Annotated in this window: 16 protein-coding genes; 3 read left to right on the top strand and 13 right to left on the bottom strand. The window is 70.8% G+C overall.

Annotation, left to right across the window (positions count from 1 at the left end; translation table 11 throughout):
* Positions 1-548: 548 nt before the first annotated feature.
* Positions 549-1,658, top strand: coding sequence for a LacI family DNA-binding transcriptional regulator (locus tag QMK28_RS03570; RefSeq protein WP_326435481.1), 1,110 nt, complete (start codon positions 549-551; stop codon positions 1,656-1,658).
* A 232-nt stretch (positions 1,659-1,890) separates the two neighbouring features.
* Complete coding sequence (locus tag QMK28_RS03575; RefSeq protein ID WP_326435482.1) at positions 1,891-3,537, top strand: GMC oxidoreductase; 1,647 nt, start codon at positions 1,891-1,893, stop codon at positions 3,535-3,537.
* Between the two features lie 128 nt (positions 3,538-3,665).
* Here QMK28_RS03575 and QMK28_RS03580 read toward each other — a convergent pair whose 3' ends face one another.
* The 8 genes from QMK28_RS03580 to QMK28_RS03615 form a co-directional block, all read right to left on the bottom strand.
* On the bottom strand, positions 3,666-4,145 hold the full coding sequence (locus QMK28_RS03580; protein WP_326435483.1) for a carboxymuconolactone decarboxylase family protein: 480 nt from the start codon (positions 4,143-4,145) through the stop codon (positions 3,666-3,668).
* Positions 4,142-5,221: an NAD(P)H-dependent amine dehydrogenase family protein gene (locus tag QMK28_RS03585; protein WP_326435484.1), complete on the bottom strand. Its 1,080-nt coding sequence runs from the start codon at positions 5,219-5,221 to the stop codon at positions 4,142-4,144. The genes QMK28_RS03580 and QMK28_RS03585 overlap by 4 nt, the downstream gene beginning before the upstream one ends.
* 191 nt (positions 5,222-5,412) lie before the next feature.
* Positions 5,413-6,324, bottom strand: coding sequence for an oxidoreductase (locus QMK28_RS03590; protein ID WP_326435485.1), 912 nt, complete (start codon positions 6,322-6,324; stop codon positions 5,413-5,415).
* A 145-nt stretch (positions 6,325-6,469) separates the two neighbouring features.
* A complete protein-coding gene (locus QMK28_RS03595; RefSeq protein WP_326435486.1) occupies positions 6,470-7,345 on the bottom strand; it encodes an ATP-grasp domain-containing protein in 876 nt (291 codons plus the stop codon).
* Between the two features lie 196 nt (positions 7,346-7,541).
* Complete coding sequence (locus tag QMK28_RS03600) at positions 7,542-8,513, bottom strand: NAD(P)-dependent alcohol dehydrogenase (protein ID WP_326435487.1); 972 nt, start codon at positions 8,511-8,513, stop codon at positions 7,542-7,544.
* A complete protein-coding gene (locus QMK28_RS03605) occupies positions 8,510-8,743 on the bottom strand; it encodes a helix-turn-helix transcriptional regulator (protein WP_443050526.1) in 234 nt (77 codons plus the stop codon). Before QMK28_RS03605 ends, QMK28_RS03600 begins: the two co-directional genes overlap by 4 nt.
* A complete protein-coding gene (locus tag QMK28_RS03610; RefSeq protein WP_326435488.1) occupies positions 8,737-9,165 on the bottom strand; it encodes a hypothetical protein in 429 nt (142 codons plus the stop codon). Before QMK28_RS03610 ends, QMK28_RS03605 begins: the two co-directional genes overlap by 7 nt.
* Before the next feature lie 75 nt (positions 9,166-9,240).
* Positions 9,241-10,488 carry an MFS transporter gene (locus QMK28_RS03615; RefSeq protein WP_326435489.1) on the bottom strand — a complete coding sequence of 416 codons (1,248 nt, stop codon included), beginning with the start codon at positions 10,486-10,488 and terminating at the stop codon, positions 9,241-9,243.
* A gap of 202 nt (positions 10,489-10,690) precedes the next feature.
* Here QMK28_RS03615 and QMK28_RS03620 point away from each other — a divergent pair, with 202 nt between their 5' ends.
* The gene (locus QMK28_RS03620; protein WP_326435490.1) at positions 10,691-11,572 is read left to right on the top strand and encodes a helix-turn-helix transcriptional regulator; all 882 of its coding nucleotides are present in this window, start codon (positions 10,691-10,693) and stop codon (positions 11,570-11,572) included.
* Between the two features lie 205 nt (positions 11,573-11,777).
* On the opposite strand, the gene QMK28_RS03625 is transcribed toward QMK28_RS03620, so the two are convergent.
* The 5 genes from QMK28_RS03625 to QMK28_RS03645 form a co-directional block, all read right to left on the bottom strand.
* Positions 11,778-14,144 carry a collagenase gene (locus tag QMK28_RS03625; protein ID WP_326435491.1) on the bottom strand — a complete coding sequence of 789 codons (2,367 nt, stop codon included), beginning with the start codon at positions 14,142-14,144 and terminating at the stop codon, positions 11,778-11,780.
* A gap of 200 nt (positions 14,145-14,344) precedes the next feature.
* Positions 14,345-15,055, bottom strand: coding sequence for a GntR family transcriptional regulator (locus QMK28_RS03630; protein WP_326435492.1), 711 nt, complete (start codon positions 15,053-15,055; stop codon positions 14,345-14,347).
* A 295-nt stretch (positions 15,056-15,350) separates the two neighbouring features.
* Positions 15,351-15,905, bottom strand: a complete 555-nt coding sequence (locus QMK28_RS03635; RefSeq protein WP_326435493.1) for a hypothetical protein — start codon at positions 15,903-15,905, stop codon at positions 15,351-15,353.
* Positions 15,906-16,183: 278 nt separating this feature from the next.
* A complete protein-coding gene (locus tag QMK28_RS03640) occupies positions 16,184-16,921 on the bottom strand; it encodes an MBL fold metallo-hydrolase (protein ID WP_326435494.1) in 738 nt (245 codons plus the stop codon).
* Positions 16,922-17,226: 305 nt separating this feature from the next.
* The gene (locus QMK28_RS03645) at positions 17,227-17,583 is read right to left on the bottom strand and encodes a YciI family protein (RefSeq protein ID WP_326435495.1); all 357 of its coding nucleotides are present in this window, start codon (positions 17,581-17,583) and stop codon (positions 17,227-17,229) included.
* Positions 17,584-17,703: the final 120 nt, after the last annotated feature.

The following is a 17,703-nucleotide window of genomic DNA, read 5'->3' on the forward strand; positions in this document are numbered from 1 at the left end:
CTTTGCTCGGACCAGAAACATGTCAATCGTCGTGCGGCGTTTCCTGGAATTCACGGCCCGACGTGAAATTCTGGTCCCGGCGCGCCAATCCATCGCGGCCAACCTGCCGCAGCGACCGCGGGAAAGTCAATACTTTCTCCCTATGCGGAAGCCCCGAAGGACGGGGATAGAAAACTCTCACCCCACGATGCTGGCCAGAGGTTACTAATGCGGTTTAGTGGATGTCAATACCCCAGCGAGGAGCAGGTCGTTGGACCGCCCGTCCGCCCTCCGGTCCGGCCCCGCGCACATCCTGCGGAAGGGGCGAGCGACCGACAGGCCCCGGGACCACCGGCCGTTTGACACGACCTCTCACCGGCGGCGAAGCTGACGTACTAATACGCTTTAGTCAGCTTCACCAGGAGAGTTTCACCAGAGTGTTGTGCGTGGAAGTGGGCGGATAGGGACCCGCCGGGAAGGTACTGGGTGTCGGCCGAGGCCGTCTGCCAGGGTCGCATCGCGTACGGTCCAGCCGTCGCCGTCCACGTACAGCACGAGGAGCACACGCCATGACACCGTCCGGTTCCGGTGACGCCGCCCGCCCCCGGCCCGCCCGCAGGCCGACGATCAAGGACATCGCGCGACAGGCGGGAGTCTCGGAGAGCGCCGTCTCCTTCGCGCTCAACGACCGCCCCGGCGTCTCGGCGCAGACCCGCGCCCGCGTGCGCCGCGTCGCGGAGAAGCTGGGCTGGCAGGCGAACAGCGCGGCGCGAGCGCTGTCCGGCGAACGCGCGGGCAGCCTGGGCCTGGTGCTCGCCCGGCCCGCGCACACGCTCGGCATCGAGTCGTTCTTCCTGCAACTCGTCTCCGGCATCCAGGAAGTCCTCGCCACCCGCAGGACGGCCCTGCTCTTCCAGGTCGTCGAGGACCTCGACGCCGAGTGCGAGGTCTACCGCCGCTGGTGGGCGGAGCGCCGGGTGGACGGTGTGCTGGTCGTCGACCCGCGCACCGAGGACCCGCGGCCGGAACTGCTGGTCTCCCTCGGACTGCCCGCCGTGGTCGTCGGCGAGCCCGCGACGGCACAGGGCCATCCGGCCGGCCCCGCCATCTCCACCGTCTGGGCCGACGACTCCCGGGCCATGGCCCGCGTACTCGACCATCTGTACGACCTCGGGCACCGCCGCATCGTGCATGTCGCGGGGCTGCCGGGGCTGGCGCACACCGCCCGTCGCATCAGCTCGCTGCGAGCCGAGGCCGGCCGCCGCGGGCTCGGCGAGGACCAGGTCCGCTCGGTCACCACGGACTACTCCGACGCGGAGGGCGCCGAGGCCACCCGCCGCATCCTCGACGGGCCCGAGCCGCCGACGGCGATCATCTACGACAACGACGTGATGGCCGTCGCCGGCGTCTCGGTGGCAGCCGAGCGCGGCGTTCCCGTGCCGGCCCGTCTGGCGATCGTCGCGTGGGACGACTCGCCGCTGTGCCGGGTCACCCACCCCCGTCTGACGGCTCTCGTCCGTGACACCCCGGGCTTCGGCAGGCTCGCGGCGCAGGAGTTGCTCGCCGTCCTGGACGGCGCTCCCGTGCGCAGCGTGCAGGGTGAACTCCCCCATCTGGAGCCGCGCGAGAGCACCGCGGCGCCCGCGTACGACGGGGACCCGGCCCCCTCCGCCCGCTGAGCACCGGGAGCGTCGGCCTGGTCGCCGTGGGGCAACCGCCCGCGACCGACGGCCTGTTGGTCCGGTGCGATGTTCGAGGAGCCGCCGGGACCTGTGAGGACGTTTGCAAAGGCTCCCGCGCCCGGTGCTCCCGGTAGGGAATTGGCCGCAGGTTACCTATAGGTATGTAGTGACTTCACGCGCGAGCGACAGTAGAACTTGTTCCCATTCCATCGAAAGTGAGGAACATCACATGAGCGACATCACCTTATCCAGCAAGGGCTCCAAGGGCGTCTCCCGTCGCGGATTCATCGCTGGAACCAGTTCTATTCTCGGGGCGGTGGCCCTCGCCGGTCACGCCACCGCAGCCCAGGCGAGGACCGCCCCCGCGGGCGCTTCGATCGACACCGGGGCGCACGTCCCGGCCCTGGTGATCGGCACCGGATACGGCGGCTCCGTCGCCGCTCTGCGCCTCGCCCAGGCGGGCGTCGACGTGCACATGATCGAGATGGGCATGGCCTGGGACACCCCAGGCCCGGACGGCAAGATCTTCTGCAACACGCTCAACCCGGACCAACGGTCCTACTGGCTGCGCACCAGGACCAAACAGCCCGTCAACTACTTCCTCGGCTTCCCGATCGACAAGGACATCCCCCGCTACACCGGGATCCTGGACGCCGAAGACTTCAGCGGCATCACCGTCTACCAGGGCCGCGGCGTCGGCGGCGGTTCGCTGGTCAACGGCGGCATGGCGGTCACCCCCAAGCGGGAGAACTTCGGCGCCGTCCTTCCGTCGGTGAACGCCGACGAGATGTACGCCACCTACTACCCGCGTGCCAACGCCGGGCTCGGGGTCAACACCATCGACCCGGCCTGGTTCGACACCGCCGCCTGCTACCAGTTCGCCCGGGTCGGCCGCAAGCATGCCCAGCGCTCCGGCTTCCCCTACCTCTTCGTACCCGACGTGTACGACTGGGACTACATGAAGCAGGAGTTGGCCGGAACCGCCACCAAGTCGGCGCTGGACGGCGAGATCCTCTACGGCAACAATCACGGCAAGAAGTCGCTGGCCAAGACCTACCTCGCGGCCGCCAGGGCGACCGGCAAGGTCACCATCTCGGCACTGCACAAGGTCACCTCGGTCGCCCCGGCGGCCGGCGGCGGCTACACCGTCGTCATCGAGCAGCTCAACACCAGCGGTGGCACCACCGCCACCAAGACCGTGACCGCGGACAAGGTGTTCTTCGCGGCCGGCAGCGTCGGCACCAGCAAGCTGCTGACCGAACTCAAGGCCACCGGCGCGCTGCCCGGCCTGAACGGCGAGATCGGCAAGGGCTGGGGCGACAACGGCAACGTCATGTGCGGCCGCGCCAACCACCTGTGGGACCCGACCGGCAAGCTCCAGTCGACCATCCCCTGCTCCGGCATCGACAACTGGGCCGCCGGCGGCGCGTTCGCCGAGGTCGCACCGCTGCCCACGGGTATCGAGACCTACGCCTCGCTCTACCTGTCGATCACCAAGAATCCGAACCGCGCCCAGTTCTCCTGGAACGCCGCGACGGGCAAGACCGACCTGAACTGGCAGACCTCCTGGAAGCAGCCGTCCATCGACATGGCCAAGACGATCTTCGACAAGATCAACACGAAGGAGGGGACGATCTACCGGACCGACCTCTTCGGCGCCTACAAGATCTGGAACGACCAGCTCACCTACCATCCGCTCGGCGGCGCGGTGCTCGACAAGGCCACCGACAACTACGGCCGCCTCCACGGCCACCCCGGCCTGTACGTCATCGACGGCTCGCTGATCCCCGGCAACACCAGCGTCAACCCGTTCGTCACCATCACCGCGCTCGCTGAACGGAACATCGAGAAGATCATCGCAACCGACCTGCGATGAGGCCTGACGCGGCGGCCTGACGGCCGGAGGCGACAGCGTGCGCCTCCTGGCGAGGTGAGGATGCGCCTGCCGCGCGGCGAGCCCGAAACCCGGGGCCGGCCGGACGCGCCGAGCGGCCCCGGACCACCTCAGCGCCCGGGCAGCGCGCACACGGTGTCGAGGCCCAGCACATGGTTGAGCCGGCCGAACGCCAGCCAGGAGCCGATGCTCATGCTCAGCTCCACGATCTCCAACTGGCTGTACCGCGCGGTCATCCGGGTCCAGAACTCCTCGTCGAGGCCGTGGTGATCCAGGGCGTACCGCTCGGCGTACTCGGCGGCCAACCGGATCCGGTCGTCGAAGGCGTCGGTGGTGCGCCACTGGGTCACCGCGTCGGCGAACTCCTCCTCGACCTTCCGCCCGTCCCGTTCGGTCCGCCAATCGAGGCAGAAGACACAGCCGTTGATCTGCGCGATCCGCAGCCGCGCGGCCTCGAACTCGCGCAGACCCAGGGTCGTGTGGGCGTACACCGACAGCGAGAAATGCGAGGCTGCGATCCCGATGCCGGGGACCATCTCGCCCCACACGTACTCGATCGCGTCCTTGCCCTCGGGGATGTCGATGTTCATGGTTGTCTCCTTCCGAGTTTGCCGACCGCGGGGCGCAGTGGGACGTCGAGCGCGTCGTAGAGTCCGGGTTCCGCGGCCACCAGCCAGTCGACGGCGCTCACCAGCCGGCCGACCGCGGTGGCGTTCCCGCCCGCGGACCGGTTCTCGCCCTCGTCGGTGGCCTCGACCGTGACCGCGATGCGCGGGCGGCCCTCGATGACCACCCGGTGCGCCCCGTCGCCGTCGGGCGGCGTCGGCCAGTCCGGTGCGCAGGACGGGTGGATGCGGGTGACGTGCTCGATGACGATGCGGGGTTCGCCCCCGACGATGCCCTGCACCTCGAAGCGCACCGCGCCCTGGGTACCGGCCTCGAACTCGCCCATCGTCCTGGTGCTCACCGTGGCCTCCAGCGGGCGCCGCTCCAGCGTCTCGCGGATCTCGTCGAGTTCGGCGCCCAGCGCCCTGGCCATCAGCCGCACCTGCCCGCCCCACACCATGGTCGGCACCGTCGGTGCGATCATCGGCGGCTCGTAGTCCATCGGCTGGCCCATGCCGACCAGGTACCGGACCGAGTCGGACTGGTCGTAGGTGGAGTAGTCGAAGATCTCCTGACAGCGGATCACGTCCACGGTGGAGCCGAGGCCGCTGATCAGCAGCGGCAGCACGTCGTTGCCCCAGCCGGGATCGACGCCGGAGACGAACAGCGAGCCGCCGCCGTCCGCGATGGCGGCCAGCACCGGCTCCCGCAGCTCCGGCGGGGCGCCCCGCTGGTCGTAGAGCGCGTACAGCGCGGGGGTGACGACCACGGCTCCGGCCCGGATCGCCCTGACGATGTCGGCGAGGGCCTCGTCGGGACGGACGTCGCCGGACGCCGCGTACACCACGGCGCGAGGCCCGGCGGCCAGCACCGCGTCGATGTCCTCGGTCGCCGCGACCCCCAAATCCTGGCCGAGACCGCCGAGTTCGCCCGCGTCGCGGCCGACCTTGTCGGGGTTGTGGACGAGCACGTCGGCGAGTTTCAGCGCCGGGTGGGCCTCGACGGCGCGGATAGCCGCACGGCCGACATTGCCGGTACCCCAGACCACCGTGGAAATCATGCGCGGAGGGTAGCGAGCGGGCCTACAGGTTCCTAGTGCGATGACCACGGCGACTGCTGTGAACGGAAATCTATTGCCGGATCGGGCGGTCGCGCGGCCGACAGTGATCGGCGGCCCCAGCAGGCGGCCTTCGCAGCGCGGATACGGGTGCGGCCCCGGCAGTCGGCGACCGCCGGGGCCGATCCCGGTGCCTACTCGCTGTCCTGACGGAGGGTCTGGAGGCTCGCGATGTCGGCGTCCGAGAGCCGCAGCGCGCCGGCGGCCACGTTGTCGACGAGGTGGCCCGGATTGCCCGTGCCCGGGATGACCAGCACATGCGGCCCGCGCTGGAGCGCCCACGCCAGCCGGACCTGCGCGGCCGACGCGCCATGCGCGCGTGCGACGGCGAGCACCTCGTCGCTGTCGGTGGCGCTCGCGCCCGCGTCGCGCCCGGCGCCGGCGATCGCGTAGAACGGCACGAACGCGACGCCCTGCTCCCCGCACGCGCGCAGGAACTCGTGGTCCTCGATCCGCGCGCCGACACCGTAGGGGTTCTGTACGCAGACCACCGGCGCGATGGTCTGCGCCTCGGCGAGATGTCCGGGCGTGACGTTGGATATGCCCAGGTGCCGGATCAGCCCGGAATCGCGCAGGTCGGCCAGCGCACCGAAATGCTCGGCGATCGAGCCGCTCGCCAGGCTCTGCGGGATGCGCAGGTTCACCACGTCGAGGTGGTCACGGCCGAGCTGGCGCAGGTTCTCCTCGACCTGGCCGCGCAACTGCTCGGGCGAGGCCCACAACCACTCGCCCCACGGATCCCGGCCGGGGCCGACCTTGGTGGTGATGACCAGACCATCCGGGTACGGGGCCAGCGCACGGTTGATCAGCTCGTTGGCGGAGCGCAGCGGCGAGAAGTAGAACGCGGCGGTGTCGATGTGGTTCACACCGAGCTCGACCGCGTCCCGCAGCACCTGGATCGCCCGGTCACGATCGCTCGGTGCGCCGTTCCCGAACGCCGCGCCGTTCTGGGTCAGCCGCATCGCACCGAACCCGATCCGGTTGACCGGCAGATCGCCGAGCTTGAAGGTACCCGCGGCCGCGGCGGTGATCGTCTCTGAGGTCATGACCGGAGTCTGCCATCACGGGTAGGCGCCCGCGGAGCCGCCGCCGCTTGAAAGGTGCTGTCCGACCTCTCACCAAGGAGCGCGCAGGTCGTGCACGGGCCCCGTGCTGCGCGGCCCCGGTTTCCCGGTGGCCGACAGAATCGGCTCAGCCTGCCACGGCGCGTGCGTGGACGAGGTCGGTGAAGCGCCGTAGCCCGGTGGGGCTGTGGTCCATGAAGAGGTTGGGTTCCACGAGTTCGAGTTCCATCACGAGCGGCGATCCGTCGTCCCCCAGCGCGATATCGATCCGCGCGTACAGAAGGGTGTCCTGCCCGGGTACGGCCGCCAGCGCGGCGGCGGCCAACTCCAGCTCGGCGGCGGACGGTTGATGGGGCACCTGGTCCGGATGCGCGACTCGATCGTTGTCGACGACCCCGACATCGGTCAGGACCGGCCCCTTGCGGATCGCGTGGCTGAACACGCCGCCGAGGAAGACCAGCGCCCGTTCCCCCTCAGCGATCCGGGACAGGTAGGGCTGCACCATCGCGGTCGATCCAGCGGCGTGCAGCGCGGCGATGTGCCGCGCCGCCAGGTCGTGGTGGTGCTCCGCGTACCGCGCGCTGTCGCGCGCGCCGGCCGAGACGGCGGGCTTGACGACGAAGTGGCCGCGCTCCGGCAGGACAAGGTTTTCGCGGGGGCCGACGAAGCGGGTCGGGACGACCGGGACGCCGTGGTCGGCGAGTTCCCGCAGGTACCTCTTGTCGGTGTTCCAGCGCACGACCCCGGCCGGGTTGTCGAAACGCGTCGCCGCCTCGACCGCGTCGGCCCACGCCAGAAACTCCGGCCATCGGTCCGCGTATCCCCAGGTGGACCTGATGACCACGGCCGCGCACCGCGACCAGTCGAAGTCATCGGCGTCCCAGGCCACCGCCACGGCGTCGACACCCCGTGCGCGCAGCGCCTCGACCATCGGTGGCAGGTCCTCGTCCAGGGCCAGCCCCATGGTCGACGTGGCCAGTGCCACTCGGGTCGTGTCGGACATCCGTGCCCCCTGGAACTAGAAATGGTGTGGACCGACGGCGCCCGCGTGGCGTGGGCCGGGCCCGCGGATCAGCGTAGAGCCTCACCTCAGCCGCACGACACAAAGGCCGCGTAGGAAGCAGTGGCCCGCGAAGCCGTCCAAGCCAAGCCTGTTACCCGCGGTTCGGCGCGGCCGGGCGGCAGCCGCCGGCCGTTCCTCACACGGTGATGACGACCTTGCCGCGCGCGTGTCCTTGGTGCACATACCGGATGGCCTCGGGGACCTCGTTGAGCGGATACGTTCGGTCGATGACCGGCGCGACCTTGCCGTCCTCGATGATCTGCCGCAAGAACTGAAGGTCCTCCTGTCGCTCCGTCGAGAACAGCCCCCGGAGCTTGTGGCGCAGGAACGGGGCCAGTATGAGGGCCCGGAGCAGGCGGTCGATGCCGCCGAACCACCGTCCGTCTCCTTCGCCTCCGACGATGACCAGAGTTCCCCGGGGGGTGAGGCCACGCCGGAGGTGCGACAGTGAACGGTTGCCCGCGGTGTCGAGGATGAGGTCGTAGTGGCGCGTCCCGTCCGCGAAGTCGTCGCGTGTGTAGTCGATGACGTCGTCCGCGCCGATCGATCGGACCAGGTCCGCTTTCGCCGTGCTGCACACGCCGGTGACCTCCGCTCCGAACGCCTTGGCCAGCTGCACCGCGAAGGTCCCGACGCCTCCCGCCGCACCGATGATCAGGACCTTCTGCCCCGGCTGCACCCGCCCCTGGTCGCGAAGCCCCTGCAGGGCGGTGAACGCGGAGATGGGCACGGCCGCCGCCTGCTCGTAGGTGAGGTTCACCGGCTTCGACGCGAGCTTGTCCTCCCGGGCGCACGCGTACTCGGCGAAGGAGCCCTCGCAGGTGCCGAACACCTCATCCCCCGGCTGGAACCGGGTCACGTCATTGCCGACCGCCTCCACGCGCCCTGCCAGATCCGAGCCCCGAATACGTACCTTGGGCACACGCAGCCCGAAGCCCATGATGCGCAGCAGGTACGGCAGGCCCGTCATGAGGTGCCAGACGCCCGGATCGACGCCGGCCGCGTGCACCCTCACCAGCAGTTCACCGCCCCCCAACGCCGGCTTGTCGACATCTGTGAACTCCAGGACCTCGGTTGAGCCGTAGGTTTCTTGAACGATTGCTTTCACGGCGTCTCTCCCGCGCTGTCGGGGTACTGGAACACGTCGCCGAGCGGCACGTTGAACACCCGGGCGATGTGAAATGCCATTTCGAGTGACGGCGAGTAGCGCCCCTGCTCGATGGCGATGACGGTCTGCCGCGTCACACCGATGCGATCCGCCAGGTCCGCTTGTGTCATCTGTCCATGCGCGAATCGCAGAGAGCGGATCGCATTCGTGACTCTGGTCGGCTTCACCACGGCTGAAAGCCTCGGCGGTAGGAGAAGATCCTGGCCACGGACCCGAGAATCGCCGACAGGACGAACGCCAAGTAGATCGCGTTGGCGATCCAGAAATGGTTCAGTTCGGCCATCGACATGCCCAGTGCCGCCACTGCGCCGATGACGACGAAGGAATGGCCGACGTACTCGCCGAACCGGCCGATCTCCCGGTCGCGCTGGTCCTTCTTGTCGGCGCCCTGGGGCGAGGCGGTCGCGATCACGGTCTGGAGCACGATCGCCGCCGCGATGGCGCTGCCGATGGTCCACAGCATCGTCGACACGTACGACACCTCGGTGAGTGGGGTGTGATCCGCTCTCCCGAGAACGAGGGCGAGGTAGGCCGCGTACGCGCCGACCGTCACCACCGCCATAATCCACGCGCGCTTCTCTTCGAACGCCACGGCCGCTCCTATGTTAAACAAAGTTGACATGCCCGAATGTAAAGCAACACCGACATGGTGTCAAACATTCTTGACCTAACTCTGGACCCAGCCGTGGTAGCGGCGGCCCACGGCGGCGGCGATGGTCAGCGGCACGGTCAGGACGGCTGCTGTCAGGAACAGCCCCTGGTAGGCGTGGTGTTCGGCGGGGGCCGCGGCGAGGATGCCGGCCAGCGCGCTGCCGGCGTAGAGAGCGAGGCCGAACATGGCGACGCCGGTGGCGCGGGCCGTCGGGCACAGCGTGGTGGCCCAGGACTGGATCGTGGAGTGCATGAACGACCAGCCGCCGCCGAGCAGCAGCGCGGTCACCGCCAAAGCCGGCACCGACCCGCTGGCCGCGGCGAGGCTGAACGCCAGGACCGCCTGTATCCCGCCGATGATGATGAGCCGCGTCGGCGTCCACCGTCCCACCAGCCGCTTGACCAGCTGCGCCGCCGTCATGGCGCCCACCCCGTAGAGCGCGACCACCGCGCCCGCCAGCGCGGCCGAGGCCCCCTGAGCCCCCAGCGCGGGGGCCAGGTAGGTCAAGAAGCCCAGCAGGACCGCCCCTTCGAGCATCGCGACGGCCATCACGTACCACTGTCGGCGTGAGCGCAGCACCACCCGGAGCGGGGCGAAGAGCGATCCGGACGGCTCGCGTGCCGGCTCCGGCAGCCGGCGCAGGGCTACGGTCAGGTACGTGGCGGCCAGGCCCGGGAGGGCGAAGACCAGCCGCCAGCTGACGTAGTCCGCGAGCGCCCCGGCGACGACCGTGGCCACCGCAGTCCCCATCGCGAACGCGGTCATCAGCTCGCTGAGCGGGCGCTGCCGGACCGCGGCGGGCACCGTGTCGCCGACGTAGGTGATGGACGCGGCGATGGACGCGGCGAAGCAGGCACCCGCGGCGGCGCGCGCCACGATCAGCGTCGTGGCGTCCGGGGCGAACACCGAGCACAGCGCGGCGACCGCGGCCCCGGCCAGCGAGAACCGCATGACCGCCACCCGGCCCATCCGGTCGCCGGCCAGCCCCCACACCGGCTGCATCAGCCCGTAGCAGAGGAAGTATCCGCTGGCCGCGAGCATCGCGGTCGACAGGGACACACCGAGCTGAGCAGCGATCAGCAGCAGCATGGGCGTGATGCAGAAACGGTCGAAGTTGCTGACGAACCCGGCGGCGCGCAGCAGCCGCAGCGATGCGGCGGGCAACGCGGAGGACGGGCGGGCGGTGCTGTCCGTGGCCGCTGCGCTCGTGGCGATGGCGATGGCGCTGGAGGTGGCGGTGGTGGTGGTGTCCGAGGCGTCCACGAAGAGTGCTCCTTTCCTTGTTCCGTGCCGGCGCTCTCGGCCGGCGGATCCAGTCGATCACCGCGGCCGCCGCCGGCCGGCCCGCAGCCGATTACCCTTGCTCACACCCTGGCGTGGGGCGACGGACTCCCGCCCGGCCCGCGCGGTAGGGGATCGCGCCGGCGGACCGAGGGCCGGGCGCGTACGGGGAGGAGCGGCCGGCATGCATGGCGTCGGACCGGAGAAGCCGGAAGAGCACACACAGACGAGCACGGCCACCGGGCGTGCTCCGGCGAGCGGACCGCACCGGGAGCTGGGCGCTTTCCTGCGCTCCCGGCGCGAGCGGCTGACCCCCGCCGAGGTGGGACTGCCCGGCTCGCCGCGGCGTCGCACCCCGGGTCTGCGACGCGGCGAGGTAGCCGAGCTGGCCGGTATCAGCAGTTCCTGGTACGCCTGGCTGGAGCAGGGCCGGGTCCGTACCTCGGATCAAGTGCTGCGGTCCGTGGCACGCGCCCTGCGGCTGGACGGCGCCGAGAGCGCGCATGTCATGTCGTTCATGGAGCGGACCGCGCCGGCCGGAACACCACCGGGCTGGGTGTCGCGGAATCTGCTGTCGCTGCTGGAGGCGCTGGCGCCCCACCCGGCCGTGGTGCTCGACCCGCACTGGGACCTGCTGGCCTGGAACACCGGCTATGCGGCGCTGCTCACCGACCCGGCGCGGCTGACGCCCAAGCAGCGCAACCTGCTGTGGCTGGTCTTCCGCTGGCAGCCCGCCCGCACACTGCTCGCCGAGTGGGAGCCGGAGGCCAGGAGTCTGCTCGGTCAGTTCCGAGCGAAGGCGGCCCGCCACCCCGAGGACGGCCGGTACGCCGAGATCACCGAAGAACTGCTGGCCGACCCGGACGCGGCCCGGTGGTACGGCCGCCGGGAGACCTCCGCCTTCCATCCCGCCGTGCGGAACTTCAGCCACCCCGTGGTGGGTGACCTGCGGCTGCGCTACGTCAAGCTCGCCGCCGTGGACGAGCCCGGCCACCACCTCCTGGCCTACCTGCCCGACGACCGGGCGACGGAGGCGGCGGTGGGTGCGCTCGCCGGGCAGAGCTGAGCTGACAGCCGCAGCCGGATCGGGGGCCGCCGCCGACGGTCCCGGGTATGAAGGAGCGCGCAGTCGGAGCACGGCGCGCGCTCCCGCTCCGCCGCGCGCTCCCGCCCTCCGGCGTCGAGCCGGGGAGTGGGAGCGCGCGGGACAGGTGCGTGATCGTGGCGCGAAGAGCGCCGGGCACCCGTGTCCGCGGCGGCCCGCGGACCGGTCAGCCGCGGAGCGGGCCCTCGCAGGTGAAGGCGGCGGTGCCGGCCCGGCCGTTGCTCCAGATGTCGACGGTGCCGAAGGAGCAGTTCATGTCGGCGAGATTGTTGGCGGCCGCTCCGGCGCGGTCGAGGATGAAGTAGTCGACGGTCTCGGACATGTCCTCGAAGATCCGGTCGGCGTTGCCGGAGTCGGCGAGGTTGGCGGTGATCCGGCCGGTGCAGGTGAAGCGGGCCCCGCCGGTCGTGCCGCCGTTGCTCGCGCACTGCGGGGTGTTGGCGGTGGCGGCGGCGAAGGCCTCCCGTACGGCGGAGGCCGCGGCGAACTTGAGGGAGCCGTTGGGCGTGAAGCTGGTGTCGGGGACGTACAGGCCGTCCGCCTTCGGGATCTGTGCGTCGAGGAACGCGTCGTATCCCCGCTGGAGCGCGCCGTCCGAGCCCAGCCGGGTGCGCCAGGCGTCGAAGCCCTGTGGATCGTCGGCGCGCGCGTAGCCGTACATCTCGCGGATCAGCGCCGGGCGCTGCTGCCACAGGAACTCGAAGAACGTGCCCGCGTAGTGGTAGAAGCGGAAGCCGTCCCCGTCGTACGTCGCGTGCAGCAACTGGTCGACGGTCATTCGGGGGCCGCCGCCGGAGGTGTCCGCGATGACGCCCTTGACCAGGGACTTGCGTACCTTCACTCCGTCGTCGCGGGTGCCGCCGGCGAAGAACTCCGCGGTGCCCTCGTCCATGGCGGTGGTCAGGTCATCGGAATACCACCGGGCGTCGCCGAAGGTGCCCGGAACGGCCCAGCGGCCGTTGAGGTAGTGGGTGTACTCGTGCCGGAAGAGCTCTTCGAGGGTGAGCGAGGAGTCCTGGGGGACACGGCGCTGGTAGGTGTAGAAGGTCGCGCCGTTCTCGATGTAGACGCCGCCGTTGTCGGTGCCCATGCCGGTCAGCAGCGGGTGGAACACCTCGTAGTCCGCGCGCGAGGCGTACAGATGGGTGTGCAGCGTGGCGTTGGTGTCACCGGCCAGCGGGGTGTCGGCGCCCAGCACGCGGAAGAACTGGGCCTTGACCTGCTTGCTGGCGTAGTAGAGCTGGTCGACGACGGCCCGGTCGAGTGCGGTGCGGACCTCTATGCCGCCCCTGTCGTAGGTGTACGTGTGCGGGAAGAGCCTGCGCTCGATCTGCGCCGCGCAGACGTTGTAGCGCTCGCAGGCGGCGTAGTAGTTGAGCCAGGACACGAGGCTCGCCCAAGGGGCACTCATGGAACCGAAGTTGGCCTCGGCCGTGGGCAGCAGGGCGCCCAGGTCGGCGACGATGGCGGTCTTGAGGCTGTCGATCTGGCCGAAGCGGCCGTACTCGCCGAGGGCGTCGCGCACCGCCCAGGCGTTCACGGTGCCCTTGAGGTGGGTGTAGCCGGAGAAGCCGCGGAACGCGGCGCGGTAGGCGGCGTTCGCGGCGACCGCCCGCTGGAAGTCCGTGTCCTGGTTGCCGGGGTAGACACCGAGGTAGTTGACGGTCAGGGCGGCGAGCGCGGCGCCGCCCCAGCTCTGGTCGGTGGCGGTGGGAGCGCCGGGCGCCATGGTGGCCAGTGTCCTTTTGACCAGCGGGAGTTGATGCCGGCGCACCCCGGGGGCGCTCGCGGCGTTGAGCGCTTCGCGGAGCGTCTCGGCGTTGCGCCGGGTGGGGTCGAAGGTGTGGGCGCTCGCGCCGTACGCGGCGACGGCGCGCCGCATCGCGTCGACGGTGGGGGCGTCGGTGATGTCGATCTCGTCCCGCGAGAAGTCGTGGTAGGCCACGGCGTGCAGGTAGGTGAAGAGCTCGTACAGATGGCTGCCGCCGGTGCCGTCGTGGGCCGGGGCGAGCGCGGCGGCCCGGCCGGCGACGGCCCTGACGTGCGCCCTCGACATCACCGGGGCGAGCCTGGCGTCCCAGGTCCAGATCAGACCCCGCAAGCAGGCGTCCGCTGTGACGGCCGGGTCGGTGAGGAAGTCCGCGAGGCGCTGGGGGGTCAGCCGGGTCACGCCGTCGAGGGTGCAGGGGACCCCGCCGCGAGCCCTGGCAGCCTCGCTTCTCCCCTCGGAGGCTCGCCCGCCCGCGCTCTTGGCGAGGTCGCCGGGGATCCTGCCGCGGGCGATCAGACCGCCTCCTGGGGGTGGCGCTTGCCGGGGGGCCGCCGACGGCGCGTCGGCGCGGCGGTCGGCGTGGTCGAACGGGGCGCCGCCGCGGTCGGCCCCGGCAGCGGAGGCCGAGGGAACGGCGGGTGCGGCGGCCCTGGCCGGGCCACTGGTCGGCGCCGCCTGGGCGGCCTGGGCCGCCGGAAGGGCGAGGGAGGCAGACAGGGCCGCGGCGAGCAGCCCCTTGCGCACAGCACGTAACTGGAACACCGGTTGCTCCTACAGGAAGGCGAATAGGGGCATGCGATGGTGCGATGTGGCGTGTCCAGACTGAAGTTGACGGCTCGTCACTTCGAGTCTTGGCTGTACCATAGTAATGTGAAATTGCACTGACAACCCATCGGCGCCATCTTTGTCATGTGCTTGCCCGCGTTACACGGACGGGCGGGTGAGCCGGACGACGGTGGTCGTCACACCGTGCCCAACCGGAACTTGTGGCGCGGTTCGACGGGCTCGTCCCGGGCGCGCGCCCAGAGCGACCTGACGTGGCCGATGTGGCGCGCCATGCACGCCTCGGCCCCCTCCGCGTCGCCCGCGAGCGCGAGCTCCAGCAGTTCGAGGTGCTCCTCCGCCGAGGGGAGCAGTCCGCCGCGCTCGTCGAGGCGGGTCAGGCCGTAGAGGCGGGAGCGCTTGCGCAGGTCGCCGACGGCCTCGGCCAGCCGGTCGTTGCCGCACAGGCCGAGCAGCCCGAGGTGGAAGCGGCGGTCGGCCTCCAAGTAGCCGATGAGGTCGTGCGTCCGGGCCGCCGCGACGATCTCCTCGGCCACCGGACGGAGCTCTTCGAGCTGTTCGCGGGTCGCCGAGCGGGCGACCCGGCCCACCGTGGGGACCTCGATCAGCGCGCGGATCTCGGCGAACTGATCGAGATCGCGCTCGCTCACCTCGGTGATCAGGAACCCCTTGTTACGCACGGGCTCGACGAGGCCCTCCCGCGCCAGGTCGAGCATCGCCTCGCGTACGGGCGTGGCGGAGATGCCGAAGTCGGCGGCGAGGGCGGGGGCGGAGTAGACGGTGCCGGGCCGGAGTTCACCGGAGATGAGAGCGGCCCGCAGGGCGTGGGCGACCTTGTCGCGGAGCCGCTCCTGGACGGTGATCAGGCTGCGATGTCTCAGGTCGCCCACTGTTGCCCCCCGTGCTGACGCAGAACGTCAGCGTACAATGTCATGTTGGGCTGGCGGCAGTTCAAGTCCCGCTGGATTACGGGTTGTCGGGGCCGTGGGTGACACGGGCTTCGACATCGCCGGCCGCGCCGCCCCGTTCACCACACCCCAGCGCTCGCGGCGCAGCGCGCAGCGTGACGGGTACCGGGGCGGCGGCCACACGGCCCCGACGCACCCCCTCATGGCCGGCGCCGGGAGCCGGGCGTGCGTCGGCAGTGCCCGCGGGGTCGTCGTCAGGGTCGCCGTCGCCCTCGCATCAGGGTTCGCCGACAGGCGGGCGGCCGTCGGGCCGGGCAGGCCCGTCGGCGAGAGCGTCGTCGAGCCAGACAGCCAGCTGTGCGACGGCTTCGGGGTCGGCCTGCGCGAGGCGGCCGACGAACGCGAGTTCACGGTCGCGCGCCGGGGCGCCGGTGCGGGCGAGGGCGGACAGCAGGGCGGCGCGGGCCGTCACCTGCTCGGGCAGTTGCCCGGCCGCGGCCTCGCGGGCGGTGGTGTCGGCGTAGTGGCCGGTGCGGTCGGCGAGGGCCTGGGCGAGCCAGCCGTCAACAACGGGCACCCGCCAGGACCCTCGTTCACAGAGGTAGTCCAGGGCGGCTTCGTCCCCCTCCCGCGCGGGCACCGCGTCGGTGAGCCGTCCCTCCCGGGCGAGGCGTGCCAGCGCGTCGGCGCGGTCGATCATCCGCTGCCATCCCTGCCGCGCGGCCTGCGCGGCGGCCTCGTGCTCGGCTCCGGCCGTCGCCCCTGCGACCAGCTGGGCGGAGCCGGCCCCGGGAGACGGCGCATGGGGACGCCGGTCCTGATATGTGCTCATCCGCAAGTCCTCACATTCAGGGAACAGAGGGCCGGTCCGCCGCCGTCGATCAACGGCGGCGGCGGACCGCGACACCAGCTTTATAGCAGCTTCCTATTCGCGCTGCCAGAAAGAGAAACCCATGAAATTCATCTCCGTGAATTCCGCCTCTAATAACGGCTAATAGCATGAGGGGAATCCGACGTGGCAGCCATGCCCCGGCCGGATCGTCGGCGCTGGCCGGATCATGGATATTTCGCCGTGGACCGGCCGGTGTCCCGCGCCGCGCGGCGACCGGGTCAGCTGTCGGCCGCCCGCCGGCCGTTGAGGGACTCGACGAACCGTGCCTCGTAGGCCGCTGCCAGGTCGTCCAGCGCCCGGCCGCAGTCGCCCGTGTAGGACGGGCCGTGCATCAGGCCGAGCGTGGTCGGCCTGAGCTCCGCGAGCCGGCGCATGGTCGGTGCGGTGGCGGCCGTCAGGCAGGTCGCTCCGAACACGTCCTCAGTGGCCATGGCGGGCCCGACGATCTCCGTCTCCGTCAGCGCCGGAGCGTTGCCGACGCTGGTGAAGAGGTCACCGCACAGGAGCGTGCCCGTGGTCTCCTCGAAGAGCAGCCCGGCGTCCCAGCCGTGCGGCACGTGCGGGGTCTCCAGCCGGCGCACCCGCTTGCCGCCGAGATCGAGCACTTCGCCGTCCCGCAACGGGCGCGGCGGCCGGTCGGCCATGTCGTTCACCGACACCAGACACCCCATCGCGCCGTGCGCGACCTCGGCCCGCGGCGCTGCGGCCAGCCAGGAGTTCAGCGAGCCGCACTCGTCCGCCTCGACGTGCCCGAAGGTGATCCAGCGCAGGTCCGCCACCGGCGACACCCGGGCCACGGCGTCCGACACCAGGGGGAACAGTGACCGCAGGCCGCAGTGGAAGAGCAGCGGCTCCTCGGCGACGATCAGGAATTGGTTGAACAAGAAGTCCGCGTCGCTGATGTACGTGGACAGCCGGTAGATGTCCGGCGCGATCTCCGTTACCAGGGTCTCCACCCGGCACCGTCCTCTCTTCGCCTCCGCCGTCGCCCAGTCTGCCGCCGTCTCCGTCGGCCGCTCCGGAGCCACCAGGCAGATTCCCCCCTACGGGTGTGCCGACGGAGACCGAGCGGGCCCCCAGTCCCGCGCGACGGCCTGCCCAGGCTTCCGTCGGGTCTCCCCGGACTCCGGGTCCCAGAACGCGCGGGCGACTCCTCGCCGTCCGCCCGCCCCCCTCCGCCGGCTCGCGCGCGGATGTCGCCCCGCGGCGTATTGCGTCGATCGCCGGTGCCGGCCGCACGGGAGGGGCGGGCGCGGCGGGGTCAGCCTTCGGTGATTTCGCGGACTTCGGCGGTGACGGTCCAGTGGTCGGGGTGGACCTGGAGGAATCGCCGGGCCCATTCGAGGGCTTCGGCTTTGTCCTTGGCCTGGATGATGGAGTAGCCGCCGACGACTTCCTTGGCCTCGGTGAAGGGCCCGTCGGTGTGCGACAGCTTCCCGTCGGACCAGGTGACACGGGTGCCTGCGGAGGTCGGGGTGAGTCCGGCCGTGTCCAGCATGACCCCGGCCTTGGTGATCTCCTCGAACAGCGCGCCCATGCGCTCCTCGAGCTCCGGCCCCGGGCCCTCGGCGGGGATGTTCTGCTCGTCGATGCGGATCATCGTCAGGAAACGCGGCATGGTGACTCCTCGGTCGGAAGGCGGGCTGTCCCGCCTCTCACTCTTGCGTCGAACGGGAGACGCCCGGATCGACGACTCGCCCGGAATTCTTCTGAGAATCTTCCGAGACCGCCACCGCAC

The organism is Streptomyces sp. H27-D2, from assembly GCF_035828615.1.
GTDB lineage: Bacteria > Actinomycetota > Actinomycetes > Streptomycetales > Streptomycetaceae > Streptomyces.

Excerpts from the sequence above, each read along its gene's own strand:
- QMK28_RS03635 (WP_326435493.1), bottom strand. The coding sequence starts at position 15,905 with ATGAGCACATATCAGGACCGGCGTCCCCATGCGCCGTCTCCCGGGGCC.
- QMK28_RS03590 (WP_326435485.1), bottom strand. The coding sequence starts at position 6,324 with ATGACCTCAGAGACGATCACCGCCGCGGCCGCGGGTACCTTCAAGCTC.
- QMK28_RS03580 (WP_326435483.1), bottom strand. The coding sequence starts at position 4,145 with ATGAACATCGACATCCCCGAGGGCAAGGACGCGATCGAGTACGTGTGG.
- QMK28_RS03595 (WP_326435486.1), bottom strand. The coding sequence starts at position 7,345 with ATGTCCGACACGACCCGAGTGGCACTGGCCACGTCGACCATGGGGCTG.
- QMK28_RS03575 (WP_326435482.1), top strand. The coding sequence starts at position 1,891 with ATGAGCGACATCACCTTATCCAGCAAGGGCTCCAAGGGCGTCTCCCGT.
- QMK28_RS03620 (WP_326435490.1), top strand. The coding sequence starts at position 10,691 with ATGCATGGCGTCGGACCGGAGAAGCCGGAAGAGCACACACAGACGAGC.
- QMK28_RS03585 (WP_326435484.1), bottom strand. The coding sequence starts at position 5,221 with ATGATTTCCACGGTGGTCTGGGGTACCGGCAATGTCGGCCGTGCGGCT.
- QMK28_RS03570 (WP_326435481.1), top strand. The coding sequence starts at position 549 with ATGACACCGTCCGGTTCCGGTGACGCCGCCCGCCCCCGGCCCGCCCGC.
- QMK28_RS03645 (WP_326435495.1), bottom strand. The coding sequence starts at position 17,583 with ATGCCGCGTTTCCTGACGATGATCCGCATCGACGAGCAGAACATCCCC.